The sequence below is a fragment of the Oscillatoria nigro-viridis PCC 7112 genome (assembly GCF_000317475.1).
GTDB lineage: Bacteria > Cyanobacteriota > Cyanobacteriia > Cyanobacteriales > Microcoleaceae > Microcoleus > Microcoleus nigroviridis.
On record NC_019730.1, the window covers coordinates 100,806 to 114,865 of the forward strand.

Here is a 14,060-nt window from a genome sequence, read left to right on the forward strand (position 1 = left end):
TTCCAGAGCGATTCTAATTATAAAAAGCTACTCCCCACTCCCCATTCCCCACTCCCTATTCTTAAAATGTGTGAACCGCTACCGCGGTTTTTAGGGGTGCATTTTTCAGACTTGTACTCGTCAGGAACCTCAGCCTAAATGCATGAGGCTTGCCGGAGAAATCCAGTAAGCCATTCTGACCAGCCACAGTCTTAACTGACTACATTTCGAGAGTCACGACACCCTTAGATGCGTGCTAGTCTTCTGCTCTGTCGCTAACAATTAAACAGTTTTACGGTCACTGAAACAGTGTTGTTAGCTTAACAAGCTCTTGAAATATTGGCGAAGCAAACATTACCCCGCAAGGGAGAATTTCATGCAAAACTATACCTTTGTACTGGACCCAAATAAACAACCACTACATCCCGTTCATCCTGCCGTGGCTAGAAGATTACTCTCAAATGGCGAAGCTGCGGTCTTCCGTAGATACCCATTTACCATCATTGCGCGACGTAGTTAAGCTACGTGTTCTGAGTGGAGAGCCTTCTCTCCCAACGGATTTCGTCCCGTTGTCCCCACGTAAAAGGGTCACGATACCCCGGTCACGTTAGTAGTAAATAATGAACCTAATGGAATGCAGACCACGAAAGTAGCCTAATCTAACAGCCTAAGTTGGAAAGGAGCAAGGGGAAGCACGAAAGGGTTAATCACCAGTAACCATCGTTTGCACACTTCGTGATGAATAAAGAGTGAAATAAGGCTGAAACACTCTCACCAAAAGGTAAGTGGGTAGAACTAGAGTTGATGATTCTCTAGTTCGACGAAATATAATCCCGCCGGAGTAGAGATGGAACCCGACCCGTGACGAATCTCAAACACATAGAACTGCGGAAAGCCCTATAGGTTCTCAGTACAGGTCGAAGTCTGAGTAAGCCAACCGTAAGGAAAGCAGAATACTTAGAGGGTAAAGGATGCCAGAAAAAGCGAATGCTGTGGGTAATGCCACAGATAGGAGTTCAAGATTTGCTCCAACTGAAAGGAAGCCAAATTCTGGCAGGTGTTTAACGATAAACCAACGTAAGGAAATCAAACTTCTGTGAAAGATAGATTCGGTAACGAAATCGGAACAGACGCATTACCTGAGAAATGGGCAGACCTTAATTGGAAAGCTGCTACAAAGGTGGTGAGAAATCTCAGACAGAGAATTTATCGTGCGACTCAGAGGAATGAGTGGAATAAGGTCAGGAGCCTTACTTCACTCATGTTAAAAAGTAAGTCCAACCTGCTACTTGCAGTTAGACGGGTCACTCAAACTAACCAAGGGAAGAAAACAGCAGGCGTGGATAACCAACTTGCTCTCAACCCTCAGATGAGAATCCAACTAATACACGAAATCCTGAAGCTGAACCCTTGGAAAGCAAAACCTGCTAAAAGGATATACATTCCAAAAGCAAATGGTAAAAAGCGTCCTTTGGGGATACCAACTCTCAAAGATAGAGTGATGCAAGCAGTGGTCAAAAACGCACTGGAGCCGAGTTGGGAAGCTAGATTTGAAGCCAACAGCTATGGCTTTCGACCAGGGCGAAGCTGTCACGATGCGATAGAACAAGTTCATACCCGATTACGAAAAGGAGGCGATGAATGGGTTCTAGACGCAGATATTAAAGGAGCATTTGACCACATCAGCCACGAATACATACTCAATGCTCTCGGAGAAATTCCTAGCAAAGAGCTAATTAAACAGTGGCTAAAAGCAGGTTACGTGGAGGCTAACAAGTTTAACCCAACAGAAACAGGCACTCCCCAAGGCGGCATCATTAGCCCACTTCTGGCTAACATCGCCCTAGACGGACTGGAAGGAGAAGTATTATCCAACCACCAGAAAGTCAAACAGAGCAAGAGTGGGGAATACAAAGGCAAAACCTACTACACAAACAGGTATTATCCTAGATTTGGGTACATCAGATATGCCGATGATTTCCTTGTCACAGCCGAAACAAAGGAAGACTTGGAAGCCGTTCTGCCTGAAATCAAGGAATGGCTGAAAAAGCGAGGACTAGAACTGAACGAAGAAAAAACCAACATCGTCAATAAGCGAAATGGGTTCAACTTCCTCGGTTTTACAATCCGAAGCTACTCAGATGGAACCACGCTCTGCAAACCTCAAAAGGATAAGATGATTGCCAAACTCAGAGAAATTAGAGGATGGCTCAAAAGACACAAAACGGTAAAACCGGAAGAAGTCATCAAACATCTAAACCCTATACTAAGAGGATGGGCGAACTATTACAGGCACTGCTCCAGCAAGGAAATCTTCGCTACATTCAACCATAGAATTGTACAAATGCTATGGCAATGGTGTAAAAGACGACACCACCAGAAACATCTCAAAAGGGTCAAGAACAAATACTTTACCGTACTGGGAAATGACCACTGGACATTCTTTGCCGACACTAAGGATAGAACAGGAAAAAGAAAGAGACTTTATCTCAAAGATGTAAGTGACATCCCAATCCTGAGACATACAAAGGTTGAAGGCGCAGCTAGTCCAGATGACTCAACCAAAGTAGATTACTGGAAGAAACGCCAATCAAAACTGGGTAGTAGCGTATGGGCTAAAGGCTCGAAGCTCTACAAAGTGGCTCAATTCCAGCACTGGAGATGCACTGAATGCGGAGACTACCTGCTAAACGGAGAACAAATCCACACTCACCACATAACTGAAGTGACAAAGGGAGGCACAGATGAAATCGACAATCTTATACACCTTCACCAAATTTGTCACAGGAAAGTTCATGGTACTAAATAACCTCGGAGTCCAAGAATGCCAGAGCCGGATGATGCGAAAGTGTCACGTCCGGTTCGTTGGGGAGAGGGATACGGCGACGTATGCCCTCTTACCCGACCTTAAACGTGCTGTCAATACAACTGAACAGTCGATGGCGTTCCGCCCCGCAAGCTACGAGATCAAACTCGATCCCGGTAGTAAAACTACGGGAATTGCGCTACTAAAAGGTGAAAATATCATCTTCGTAGGTGAGCTAAATCACAGAGGACAAGCAATTAAAGCTAGCTTGGATTCTCGTCGTGCTATCCGTAGAAGTCGTCGAGCTAGACATACCCGCTACCGTCAAGCGCGTTTCCTAAATCGCATTCGTCCGAAAGGTTGGCTAGCTCCTAGCTTAAAACATCGAGTAGATACTACGCTGACCTGGGTCAACAAATTCATCAAATTTGCACCCGTAAATAGTATTGCGATGGAGTTAGTTCGATTCGACCTTCAACAACTAGAGAAACCTGAAATTTATGGGGTCGGATATCAGCAAGGCGAATTACTTGGGTACGAAATCAGAGAATATCTGCTTAACAAATGGGAGAGAAAATGTACTTACTGCAAGGTAGAAAATATTCCTTTGCAGGTAGAGCACATTCATCCCAAGGCAAAAGGAGGTAGCAATCGAATCTCTAATCTGTGTTTAGCTTGCGAAAAATGTAATCTCAAGAAAGGTACTCAAGATATTAACGACTTCCTTTTAAAGAAGCCAGATTTGCTCAAGCAAATTATGGCACAAGTCAAACAACCACTCAAAGATGCTACCGCCGTCAACTCAACCCGCTGGGCATTGTTTAATCAACTCAAGCTAACGGGATTACCTGTTACGACGGGTTCCGGCGGGCAGACAAAATACAATCGCATTCGATTAGAGTTGCCCAAAACTCATTATTTTGATGCTGCTTGTGTTGGCAAGGTTGATAAATTAATTGTGTTAACCACTCAACCATTGTTAATCAAGGCCAACGGTCACGGCACTCGACAAATGTGCCGCACTGATAAATTTGGTTTTCCATCTCGTTATGTACCTCGTGACAAATTTGTCAAAGGTTTTCAAACTGGCGACATTGTTAAAGCAGTAGTAACCAGTGGAAAGAAAGTTGGTCAATATATTGGTCGAGTGGCTGTTCGCAGCAGTGGCTCTTTCAATATTTCGGCAAAAGAATTGGTACAAGGTATTAGCCACAAATACTGTCATATTCTTCAGAGGAAAGATGGATATTCATACCAATTTTAACTCAAGTAAAGCCGTTTTTTAAGACGGGCTTTCTACCCATTATTTTGATGAAAAACAAGCTTGTCTTGCCAATCATTGACTCCCAAATTAGAGAGTCAACGCTGTTACATTTCAGAAATCAACCCTATAAACAAAAGAAAAACCAAGCTTTAATCCCCAACCTCACACGAGATTTAAAGCATGGCTGGCTTTTAACAATTCTCGCACAAATAGACCGATGTTTATGGGGAAGGTGGGATTATTGGGCTTTGTGTCAAGCTGTCCCCGCTCATGCCTGGATGCGGTGGAAGATGGAGCCAATGCTAGCCATTCTGGAGAACAGAAAACCAGAAATTTTACCCAAATTTGTAATTGAGGAAACTTTGCCAGCAGAACCGATTCCCCAAATCGAATGGCAGCATTCTCCTACCGCAGAAGCCATGCTAGATGACAGTCTCAATTGCATTCCTCAACATGGAGAATGGAAAACTTGGTCAGCTTGGGACTATTTGGAGTTTTTCTTGGACTGGGTTTTGTTCGCATTCGGACATCCAGCTTATAAAATGTTACCCAAAGAACCCGCCGGCTGTGAAGGTGCATCAATGCGTCTTTATCAGATGTTTGACCTGTCAATTCTCATGCTATATCCTGAAGATTATATGGGCCGACTGCTACCCCAAATTTGCGGAAAGACTGCTCAAAAAAGTTCAGGGTTTTATCCGACACCCTTAGCTTTGTGTCAGTTCATATCTAAGTTAGTCAGTGGCGATAAAACAGAGCGAATTTCCAGCTTCAATGAACCTGCGTGCGGTACGGGTGCTTTAATGTTAACACAGTCGAATTACTGTCTGAGCGGTATCGGTCAAGATATAGACGTGCGATTCGTTTAACCTAAAATAAGGGGTCAAACCCTTATGGGACGGTCAGCCTAGCTGCTCAGGCAGTTAGTGACAACTGATTACATTTGAAGGTGCGCCGCCGTGCGGTTAGTCCTTCCCCTCAAGTGCAGAGGTGAAAACGTACCCCCTAATTTATTGGGTAGCAACCAAATAGGTTAAAGCGGGGGTAAAGGTAGAAGTCGGGGAGTCGCCTCGGTAACTATTACGTAAGAGTCCATGCGTAGCAAAAGCAAAGATGTGTTTGAACCATCGACACTTGAAATGGTGTAAAAGACTGAATCAAGGCATAAACCCGTTGAAAATACGGTAAAAAGCTGATTAACACCAAGCCAAAAGGCAAGGATAGGGCATAAGCGGTTGTCTATCCGACTTATAAGCACCGCCCATAAACCCGGTGGAGAGCATCGCGCTAAAGACTCAATCAAATGTGTAATCGGAACGAAATAACCCTTAATTACCTCTGGAGAGGTCGAAATCCAGTAAGTAGCTAACGAACGGTAATTAAGGACGGGATGGTATCAAAAGCGAATGCTCTGTTGTAATGACAGAGATATGCTGACAGATACTCGGTAATTTCAAAGGAATAAAAACAAGTAGTGATGAATAAATCTAATACGCTGAACAATCAGACGGTGGAATGGAAAGACATCAAATGGCGCAAGCTAGAACGGGTGACTTTTAAGTTACAAAAGCGGATATTCCAAGCGAGTTTACGAGGTGATGTCAAAGCAGTTCGCAAACTTCAGAAGACCCTGATTAGGTCTTGGTCTGCAAAGTGTCTTGCGGTACGTAGAGTTACCCAAGACAACCAGGGAAAGAATACCGCTGGGATTGACGGGGTAAAATCCCTCAGTCCAATTCAACGGGTAAAACTGGTTAAACGGTTGAGAGTTACCGGGAAGTCCAAACCCACTAGAAGGGTTATGATTCCTAAACCTGGTAGCGACGAAAAACGACCACTGGGAATACCTACAATCGAAGACCGCGCTTTGCAAGCGCTAGTAAAATCAGCGCTTGAGCCAGAATGGGAGGCGCAATTTGAGCCTAACAGTTACGGGTTCAGAGCAGGGCGTTCCTGTCACGATGCGATTGAGGCAATATTCAACAGTATCCGTCTGAAAGCCAAATACGTGCTTGACGCTGATATTGCCAAATGCTTCGACCGCATAGACCATAAAGCATTACTCGCAAAAGTAAACACATACCCAACACTTAGACATCAGTTGAAAGTGTGGCTCAAAGCCGGGTATTGTGCCGAAGGTTCGCTATTCCCTACAGATGAGGGTACGCCGCAAGGTGGGGTAATATCCCCGCTATTGGCTAACATTGCCCTACATGGTATGGAGAATAGAGTCAAGCAATACGCGGAAACACTAAAAGGGAAAAAACGGGATAACCGCCAAGCCCTCAGCCTAATCCGTTATGCTGACGACTTCGTAATCATGCACGAAGATTTGAGCGTGGTTAAGAAATGTCAGGAGATAATCGCGGAATGGTTGCGTGACATGGGATTGGAATTAAAGGCAAGCAAGACAAAATTAACCCACACCCTCATTAAGATTGATGGTAATGTTGGGTTTGAGTTTCTAGGATTCCATGTACAACAGCACAAAGTAGGATACTACCGGGCTGCGTCTAATGGAACTATTAAGCTCGGTTTTAAAACACTAATCACCCCCTCCCCAGCCAAAATAAAGGTGCATCTAGCCAAGATTGCTGAGGTAATAGATACCCATAAGACCGCCCCACAAGCTGCTTTAATTAGCAAGCTGAACCCAATCATTAGGGGCTGGTCAAACTATTACTCGACAGTCTGTAGTAAGGAAACCTACTCAACGGTTGACTACTTAACTTATCAAAAATTAATGGCATGGGGCAAATCGAGGGGGAAAGGGGACGGCAGTTGGTACAACAAATACTGGTTAACAGTAAAAACCAACAAAAGTTTCAGAACCGCCGAAGGACACGAATTAATCTCACACTCTGACACGGCAATTGTACGGCACGTAAAAGTGAAAGGCGAGGTTAGTCCTTACAACGGAGACTGGTCTTATTGGAGTGCGCGAAGGGGAACATACCCTGGTATCCCAACACGGGAAGCCAAATTACTTAAGAAACAAAAAGGGCGTTGTTCTCACTGCGGTTTGTACTTTACAGATACAGACATTGTAGAAGTTGACCACATTAAACCAAAAAGTCTGGGAGGCAAAAACACCCATGACAATCTACAACTTCTGCATAGATATTGCCACGATACAAAGACGGCTTCGGATGGTTCCTTAAATAAGAACTTTGACGAAACACCGTTCTAACTCGTACCTATAACAAAGGTGGAATTATCAAGGAGCCGTGTGCAGTGAAAGTTGCAAGCACGGTTTTGAAGGAGAGGTAGAAGTCGCAAGACTTCTATCGACTCTAACCCTACTCTGTTAAAATGTGCTTTGTTTCAGTTTTATATGTTTTCACCTTGGCTGGCTGTTCCGATTTGGTGGTTGGGTCAAACTGATTTGCTCCTTGGCAATACTTTAAGTAGCGATAGACCTCAATCAATAAACGCTGCTTACTGGTATAATGAGTGGTTTGAGCCTGTCGAGTCTCAGGCTAAAAATCATACTGATTGTCCAGTCGAACATGAAATAAGTTCAGGAGAAAGCTCAGAAGTTATTGACTTGAATGAGAAGACATCAATTCACTCAAATCCAGTAATTCAAGAAGTTGTTAAGGGCAAACGCCGATCCAGAAAAACGACAACATCTCCTCACCAATTTACGCTGTTTAATTTAGACGAATTCTAGCCCAATACTACTTACCAACTGCTGCTTGAAGGATTTGTGCTGCCCAATCTACTACAGCCAGCCCTTGAGTTTTAGCCGCATCTTGCATCTGGGCTTGCAGGTGTATCGGGAGCTGTAGAGTTAAGGTAAAAGTATCTCGTTGGGCTCGTTTTGCCTTTTTGACTAACTCTGGCTCGATCCATCGATCGAGCCACAATTTACATTTAGATCCTCGTTCGTTACCATCTTTCTCAATAAAGCTTAGTTTGCCTAGCTTTTGACAATAAAAACTGTGAGGGTCGTCTTGAACAGGCTCAAAACTGCAATGATAGCAATTCCAGCAGCTTCGGCATGGAGTTTCTGTCTGACTGGATGTTGCTCCCAATTCCCCAGCATTCTTTTGAGTGGATGCTGAAATTTCACGGTTTGACGGATGATTGGCTGTTTGAGTTCGTTGGTTTTTGGAACTGCTCTCGTTGTTAGACTTATTCCTCGAAATTTTTTTCTGGTGTTCTTCAACAACTCGGGCAACGTGAAAAGCCGTAAGTTTGCCATTCGGAGCAGTAGAAACGGCTTGGGCCCAAGCCCTAGGCTGCTCTTGGGAGGGTAGTGCTGTTAGAGGGCGAACTTGGCGCTCATTGGCGGGAAGAATTGGTGCGCCATGGCGCACATTTTCATAGACGGTTGCCGCTTCAATCAGTTGGTAGGCCCAGCGACGAGACATTTCCCACCGATTAGTGCAATAGTCTTCAAACGTCGAGAAGTCTTGTCGGTAGAGGCGGCGATCCCGGATCTGGCGCAAAGCTTGCCCTATTTCCCAGAAAGCTTTCAAGCTCCGTTCGACTGTAGCTTCCAAGCTGCTTAATTCTAATGCTTCAGCATCAGTGAGCGTACTGCTCTGAGCAGACAAATCTTTAGCGTCGGCTTTGTTTAGCTGGCAGTCCTGTGCAACTCTCGCAGGGAGTTCAGCGCTGGGAACAACAGAGAAGTTATTTGCATCAGAACCGCGAACTGTGTTGGAGGATGACATTGATGTTCCGTCCTTTTTGCACGGTGCAAGATTAAGTATTGCATAATGCAAAGGTAGTTGCGTAATCGATTAAGGCTTTGATTGCTCAAATTTTGTAGAAAGGCGGTAAAATACAGCAGGGGCAGTCAAAAATGCGATCGTCAAAAAATTGCTCAAACCTTGCAAACACAAGGACTTTACCTTATATGATGTATAGTGCCAGGTAATTTACCTGATTCTCAAAAGGTCTTGTCTCAATCCCTCCCTTTTGTAGCGAAGAGGTTAGACAACAATTTCTATGCTACAGAAAGTAAAATAGTGTACGGTAATAGCGTCAGGTAAGCACTTGTGACTGTTAGCTCTGTGTCTTCTCTCATACTCGATCGCCAAAAGCGGCTGACTCAGTTGATCGAGCTGCTGCTGAAAGAAGGCTGGACTCAAAGCGCTTTAGCGTCCGCTATCGGAGTAGATTTTTCAACCGTATATCGGTGGTTAAAAGGGAAAACGATACCCGAATCCGATTCTAAGAACTTTCGGCAACTGGCAAAGTTAAGCGGTGGCAGTACCAAGACTCTGCAACTTTATTTGGATGGAGAAATATCCCTATCAGTTTATCAAGGCGGTTTGGATGAGGTGGCGATAAGTCAAGTGAGTGGCAGCAAGAGGATAGGCTCTGAAAAAATTAAAAAAGAAGTTTTAGCAAAGATTTATTCCCTCGATCCAGATGATATTGCCGATATCATTTCTTCATCAGTAGCATTTTTAGCCAAACTTGTATAGTTAGTAACAAGCAGCCTGCACCCTTACGGTTTTCAGTTGAGAAGCCGGAAAAATCACTGTCTCATTCCCCACTTCCCCCCTGACTTCTGGCGATCGCCGCTATTGCTCAGTCTTTTATGCTCTGAGCAATGTACCTCCTTACTCTATCAGACCTCAATCAAACTATTCATACTAGCCCACTACAAGAGCCGCCTCTTGTTCCTTCCTATCTTCAAGAACGCTTGCAACTGCTTGTCAAGCAAATTTTAATGGGATTACCTGTCGAGCCAATTCTCAACAGTCACCCCCAGTTCCAGCAGTGGGTTTTCCAGCTCAAAGAACTATCGCCATCACTGTTTTTACCGCAGCGAAAACTGTTTGTTGACATTCCAATTCAAACAAAACTAGACCGAGCAAAAAGGGGAGTGACAGAAGAAAATTCTTCCCCTTCTCCTCCATTTAAAGTGATACAAGTCCGTGCAAATGTGGGTCTAGTCAAAGGGACGCCCAAACTATTTGAGTGGGCGATTCGCCATCCTGTACTGACTTGGCAAGACCGAGTTAAGTTATGGGTAGCTGCCGAATTCTTCGAGATCGAGCCTCACAAGCTACAACTGATTATTTTGGCACTGCACCCGACTCAACCAGCAGAAAAAGTTCTGTTTGCCTGGGACAGCAAGCAACACCGACACACTCAAAATTGGCTTTTGACTACCATTGAACGAGAGAGAAAACAAACAGTTATCAAGCTTAATGGTCATCTAACACCTCAACCGAAGGAAGTAGCAACAGCTATCAATTTGGATGAAATCAATTTGGATGAAATCAATTTGGATGAAGTCAACGAAGTGTCGATCTAATCTGTTCAGACTTTATGACTCTCCTGGATTTGTAGTGGAAACGGTATTGTGATCCTTTCACGCGGGCTTTTCGGGCCGCATCACTAGAATTTTTATGATCACCTAAAACTCGGGAGAATCGACTTTATAAAAAACTCCCTGAAAACCCTGTGACTTTAGTCCAGGGATGAAAGGGCATCGCAGGATTTATCCTGCCTACCAATTTCCCAACTACCAAATGCAGTAAAATTAATCAAGGGAGGTGAAAGTCAAATGTATGCAGTACAAAAAGATATCTGGCATTTAAAGGGATTCGACAAATCCATTGTAGAGCAACTGCTGAGATGGTCAAACAATCTGTTTAATGTCGGGACTTACGAAAGTCGGCAACGATACTTTAAAGACAAAAGTGCGGTTAAATATCCCGACTTGTACAGGATTGCTAAAACTAACGAGAATTACAGCTTACTTTACTCGCAAGTCGCGCAACAATCCCTTAAATCTGTTGCTGAATCTTTCAGCTCTTTCCGAGCCTTAGAAAGGTTAGCCAAAAAAGGGGAAATCAATCAAAAACCCAGATTGCCTAAGTACAGAACCAAAGGCGGTATGTACCAAGTTTCCTATCCGGGACAAGCCTTAAAAATAGTCGGCAATAGGGTAAGACTCCCTCTAGGAAAGCAAGGGAAAGAACACTTCGGGACAGATGCTCTCTGGATTCCACTACCAGAAAGGCTTAAGGGTTGCCAGATTAAAGAACTCAGGTTAATCCCTAGAAATGGTAAGGTCTGGATTGAATACGTCCATGAATCTCTTACCAAGCAAGCTCCTAGCTGTAGTCTCGAAGTAACAGGGATTCTGGGCATAGATCATGGTATCAACAACTGGCTAACTTGTGTTTCTAGCAATGGTAAGCCATTTATTATTGATGGTCATAAGCTGAAATCTTGGAACCAAGAGTTTAACAAACAAAAAGCCAGAGTTCAATCAGAACATTCCCGACATAAGCTACCTCAAGGATTCTCGTCAAAAAAACTGCAACAGTTATCGGAAAATCGCGCCAGAAGAATGAGATATGCGGTTAATAAAGCTGTCAGAACTATCATAGATTATTGCGAAAGTTACCAAATTAATGTCATAGCCTTTGGTTGGAATAAAGGACAGAAGCAAGAGGTCAATATGGGAGAAAAAACCAATCAGAACTTTGTCCAAATACCGACAGCTAAAGTCAAAGAAAGATTACAACAAGAATGCGATTCTCTAGGATGGAGATTTGTAGAACAGGATGAATCTTACACTTCAAAAGCCAGCTTCTTAGACCGAGATTTTCTGCCAGTTAAAGTTGGTGAAAAACCTGACAATTGGCAACCATCAGGTAAAAGAATCAAAAGAGGTTTGTACCGTTCGGCGAGCGGATTAATACTGAATGCAGATGTAAATGGTGCTGCCAATATCATCCGAAAATCAAATGTAGCCATAGACTCAATTGTTGAGCGAGTGGGTAGTGGGTTGCTGACAAACCCTTTAAGAATCAAACTTTGGGTGGGTTCATCCCCCAAAGTTTGTCCTTAAGAATCCCCGTGTCTTCAGACCGGGGAGTGTCAATACCATCCTCCTATCGATAGACATCCACCTTCCGACGAAATTGCCCAAAAATCAATACTTTTCTTCTCTCCATAGGAGGATGACACTCTTTAATATGAGGAAAAACAATAGACTATGGATAAAATGTAGTAGGAATCTTAGCCGTGACTGCAACTACCGCCACCCAACCAAAAACAAGCCAACTAAAAACCATCCTGATAGTTGAAGATGACCCGATGATGCAGCTCGGTCTACAGCATATCCTCAATAACCAACCCCATTTAACAGTTGTCGCACAAGCTGTTAACGGCAACGAAGCCGTCAGTGCTGCACTGCAACACCAACCAGACATCGTGCTGATGGACATTGACTTACCCGGAATCGACGGTATTGCAGCCGCGCAGCAAATCAGAGCCGCACTGCCGCATACTCGCATCCTGATGCTCACCCACCACAGCAATCCAACTCAGGTAATGGCGGCTTTGTCAAGCGGCGCTCACGGCTACTGCGTTAAAGGCACTAAGAGAACGCCACAGAATGATTGATCCTATAATAGTCAAAATATAATTTCAGTGTGCAGCCTATCTTATGTCTCTAAAATCTATCATGAAACTGACCGAACACGCCAAATCTCTTTACATCGAAACAGCTAAAAAACTCAAGGGGACAGACAGACGACAATTCATGGCATCGGTAGTCAAAGATTTAGGAATAGGTGGACAAACGTTAGTAGAACGGGAGTTAGGATGGAATAGACGGACCATCCGTAAAGGGATGAAAGAATTGAAAAGTGGTGAGCCAATTGTCGATGGTTTCAAGCGCAGTGGACGAAAGCGGGTTGAAACAAAATTACCCAACTTATTGAAAGATATTACATCGTTAGTAGACCCACACAGTCAAACTGATCCTAGCTTTAAGAGTACACGATTATATACGCGCATGACTGCCAATGAAGTCCGTCGTCAATTAATTAAACAATTTGGTTATAGTGATGAAGAACTACCGAGCGCCGAAACAATTAGAAGAAGATTGAATGATTTGGGTTATACCTTAAAACGAGTTTTGAAAACTAAACCAGTCAAAAAAATCCCCGAGACCTCAGCCATTTTTGAACAACTTGAACAAGTCAATACAGCAGCCGATAATAACCCAAATACTCTCCGAATTTCCATTGATGCCAAAGCTTCCGTCAAGATTGGAGAATTTGATAGAGGTGGTAAAAATCGGACGCCAACTATTGCAGTTGACCACGATTTTTCGACTCAATCAAGTGTGATTCCCTATGGTATTTTTCTGCCTGAGTACAATGAGCTATTTTTATTCTTCGTTACTTCTAAGTTGACGGCTGATTGTATAGTTGACTTACTTGAAAGTTGGTGGCAAACTGTTAAACACCGTTTTAGTCACATTCAAAAATTGGTCATCAATCAGGATAATGGACCGGAAAATCATTCTCGTCGTACTCAGTTTATGAAACGAATTTTAGATTTTTCCCAACAATCTCAACTGACGTTACAATTAGCTTATTATCCGCCCTATCATAGTAAATATAACCCAATAGAACGTTGTTTTGGTTGGTTAGAAAAGCATTGGAATGGTAGTTTACTTGACACTGTTGAGACTGTTGTAAATTTCGCCAAAACTCTCACATTTAAGGATAAAAATCCAGTGGTGACATTGGTAGAAACAATTTACTCCACAGGAGTTAAACTTTCGGAGTTAGCTATGGCAGAAATTGAAACCCAGATTCATCGTCTCCCCAATCTTCACAAATGGTTTGTAGAAATTTTCGCTAAACCCACATAGCTATTGGATCATTCTTTTTGTGGAGGTCTCTAACGCAGAACAACTTCTAGCAGCGATTACGGCTGTGCAAGAAGGTGGCAGTTACCTAGACCCTAAGATTGCCGACTGCGTGCTGCAAAATCTCAAAACGCCACTGCCCGAAAGCTATGCGAATGACGACATCAAGCTGACAGAACGGGAAATGCAGGTTTTGCAGCAGCTAGTTGAGGGTAAAAGCAATAAACAAATCGCCGCTGGGCTAGGCATGAGCGTCCACACCGCCAAAGGTCATGTAGAGATGATTATAGCTAAATTTGAAGCGAGCGATCGCACCCAGGCTGCCGTTAAAGCACTGCGTTTAGGGCTGGTTTAGCCGTTGGAATGCA

Annotated in this window: 13 protein-coding genes; 12 read left to right on the forward strand and 1 reads right to left on the reverse strand. The window is 43.6% G+C overall.

What is annotated here, in order from left to right; translation table 11 throughout:
• Positions 1 to 355: 355 nt before the first annotated feature.
• The 6 genes from OSC7112_RS36625 to OSC7112_RS32530 all read left to right on the forward strand — a co-directional run bounded on the left by OSC7112_RS36625 (position 356) and on the right by OSC7112_RS32530 (position 7,722).
• Entirely contained in the window at positions 356 to 499 is a 144-nt protein-coding gene (locus tag OSC7112_RS36625; RefSeq protein ID WP_083888258.1) for an RRXRR domain-containing protein, read from the forward strand.
• 576 nt (positions 500 to 1,075) lie between these two features.
• A complete protein-coding gene (ltrA, locus tag OSC7112_RS32510; RefSeq protein WP_015174455.1) occupies positions 1,076 to 2,788 on the forward strand; it encodes a group II intron reverse transcriptase/maturase in 1,713 nt (570 codons plus the stop codon).
• Positions 2,775 to 4,049, forward strand: coding sequence for an RNA-guided endonuclease IscB (gene iscB / locus OSC7112_RS32515; protein ID WP_015179678.1), 1,275 nt, complete (start codon positions 2,775 to 2,777; stop codon positions 4,047 to 4,049). The genes ltrA (OSC7112_RS32510) and iscB overlap by 14 nt, the downstream gene beginning before the upstream one ends.
• Before the next feature lie 47 nt (positions 4,050 to 4,096).
• Positions 4,097 to 4,918: a DNA methyltransferase family protein gene (locus OSC7112_RS32520; RefSeq protein WP_015179679.1), complete on the forward strand. Its 822-nt coding sequence runs from the start codon at positions 4,097 to 4,099 to the stop codon at positions 4,916 to 4,918.
• 608 nt (positions 4,919 to 5,526) lie between these two features.
• Entirely contained in the window at positions 5,527 to 7,239 is a 1,713-nt protein-coding gene (ltrA, locus tag OSC7112_RS32525) for a group II intron reverse transcriptase/maturase (RefSeq protein WP_015179680.1), read from the forward strand.
• A 144-nt stretch (positions 7,240 to 7,383) separates the two neighbouring features.
• Entirely contained in the window at positions 7,384 to 7,722 is a 339-nt protein-coding gene (locus OSC7112_RS32530) for a hypothetical protein (protein WP_015179681.1), read from the forward strand.
• A gap of 7 nt (positions 7,723 to 7,729) precedes the next feature.
• Here OSC7112_RS32530 and OSC7112_RS32535 read toward each other — a convergent pair whose 3' ends face one another.
• Positions 7,730 to 8,731: a hypothetical protein gene (locus OSC7112_RS32535; RefSeq protein WP_015179682.1), complete on the reverse strand. Its 1,002-nt coding sequence runs from the start codon at positions 8,729 to 8,731 to the stop codon at positions 7,730 to 7,732.
• A gap of 327 nt (positions 8,732 to 9,058) precedes the next feature.
• Between OSC7112_RS32535 and OSC7112_RS32540 the strand changes: the two genes are divergently transcribed.
• The 6 genes from OSC7112_RS32540 (at position 9,059) to OSC7112_RS32565 (ending at position 14,047) form a co-directional block, all read left to right on the forward strand.
• On the forward strand, positions 9,059 to 9,490 hold the full coding sequence (locus tag OSC7112_RS32540) for a helix-turn-helix domain-containing protein (RefSeq protein WP_015179683.1): 432 nt from the start codon (positions 9,059 to 9,061) through the stop codon (positions 9,488 to 9,490).
• A gap of 128 nt (positions 9,491 to 9,618) precedes the next feature.
• Positions 9,619 to 10,329 (forward strand): hypothetical protein, encoded by a 711-nt coding sequence (locus OSC7112_RS32545; RefSeq protein WP_015179684.1) that lies wholly within the window; start codon positions 9,619 to 9,621, stop codon positions 10,327 to 10,329.
• Positions 10,330 to 10,581: 252 nt separating this feature from the next.
• Positions 10,582 to 11,877, forward strand: a complete 1,296-nt coding sequence (locus OSC7112_RS32550) for an RNA-guided endonuclease InsQ/TnpB family protein (protein ID WP_015179685.1) — start codon at positions 10,582 to 10,584, stop codon at positions 11,875 to 11,877.
• A 176-nt stretch (positions 11,878 to 12,053) separates the two neighbouring features.
• Positions 12,054 to 12,434 carry a response regulator gene (locus OSC7112_RS32555; RefSeq protein ID WP_051041637.1) on the forward strand — a complete coding sequence of 127 codons (381 nt, stop codon included), beginning with the start codon at positions 12,054 to 12,056 and terminating at the stop codon, positions 12,432 to 12,434.
• 61 nt (positions 12,435 to 12,495) lie between these two features.
• On the forward strand, positions 12,496 to 13,695 hold the full coding sequence (locus OSC7112_RS32560) for an ISAzo13 family transposase (protein ID WP_083888119.1): 1,200 nt from the start codon (positions 12,496 to 12,498) through the stop codon (positions 13,693 to 13,695).
• Between the two features lie 19 nt (positions 13,696 to 13,714).
• Entirely contained in the window at positions 13,715 to 14,047 is a 333-nt protein-coding gene (locus OSC7112_RS32565) for a response regulator transcription factor (protein ID WP_051041638.1), read from the forward strand.
• The last annotated feature ends 13 nt before the right edge of the window (positions 14,048 to 14,060 follow it).

What these genes read in the sequence shown, in the direction of transcription:
- OSC7112_RS36625 (WP_083888258.1), top strand. Translation starts at nt 356, where the DNA reads ATGCAAAACTATACCTTTGTACTGGACCCAAATAAACAACCACTACAT.
- iscB (WP_015179678.1), top strand. Translation starts at nt 2,775, where the DNA reads ATGGTACTAAATAACCTCGGAGTCCAAGAATGCCAGAGCCGGATGATG.
- OSC7112_RS32520 (WP_015179679.1), top strand. Translation starts at nt 4,097, where the DNA reads ATGAAAAACAAGCTTGTCTTGCCAATCATTGACTCCCAAATTAGAGAG.
- ltrA (WP_015179680.1), top strand. Translation starts at nt 5,527, where the DNA reads ATGAATAAATCTAATACGCTGAACAATCAGACGGTGGAATGGAAAGAC.
- OSC7112_RS32530 (WP_015179681.1), top strand. Translation starts at nt 7,384, where the DNA reads ATGTTTTCACCTTGGCTGGCTGTTCCGATTTGGTGGTTGGGTCAAACT.
- OSC7112_RS32535 (WP_015179682.1), bottom strand. Translation starts at nt 8,731, where the DNA reads ATGTCATCCTCCAACACAGTTCGCGGTTCTGATGCAAATAACTTCTCT.
- OSC7112_RS32545 (WP_015179684.1), top strand. Translation starts at nt 9,619, where the DNA reads ATGTACCTCCTTACTCTATCAGACCTCAATCAAACTATTCATACTAGC.
- OSC7112_RS32550 (WP_015179685.1), top strand. Translation starts at nt 10,582, where the DNA reads ATGTATGCAGTACAAAAAGATATCTGGCATTTAAAGGGATTCGACAAA.
- OSC7112_RS32560 (WP_083888119.1), top strand. Translation starts at nt 12,496, where the DNA reads ATGAAACTGACCGAACACGCCAAATCTCTTTACATCGAAACAGCTAAA.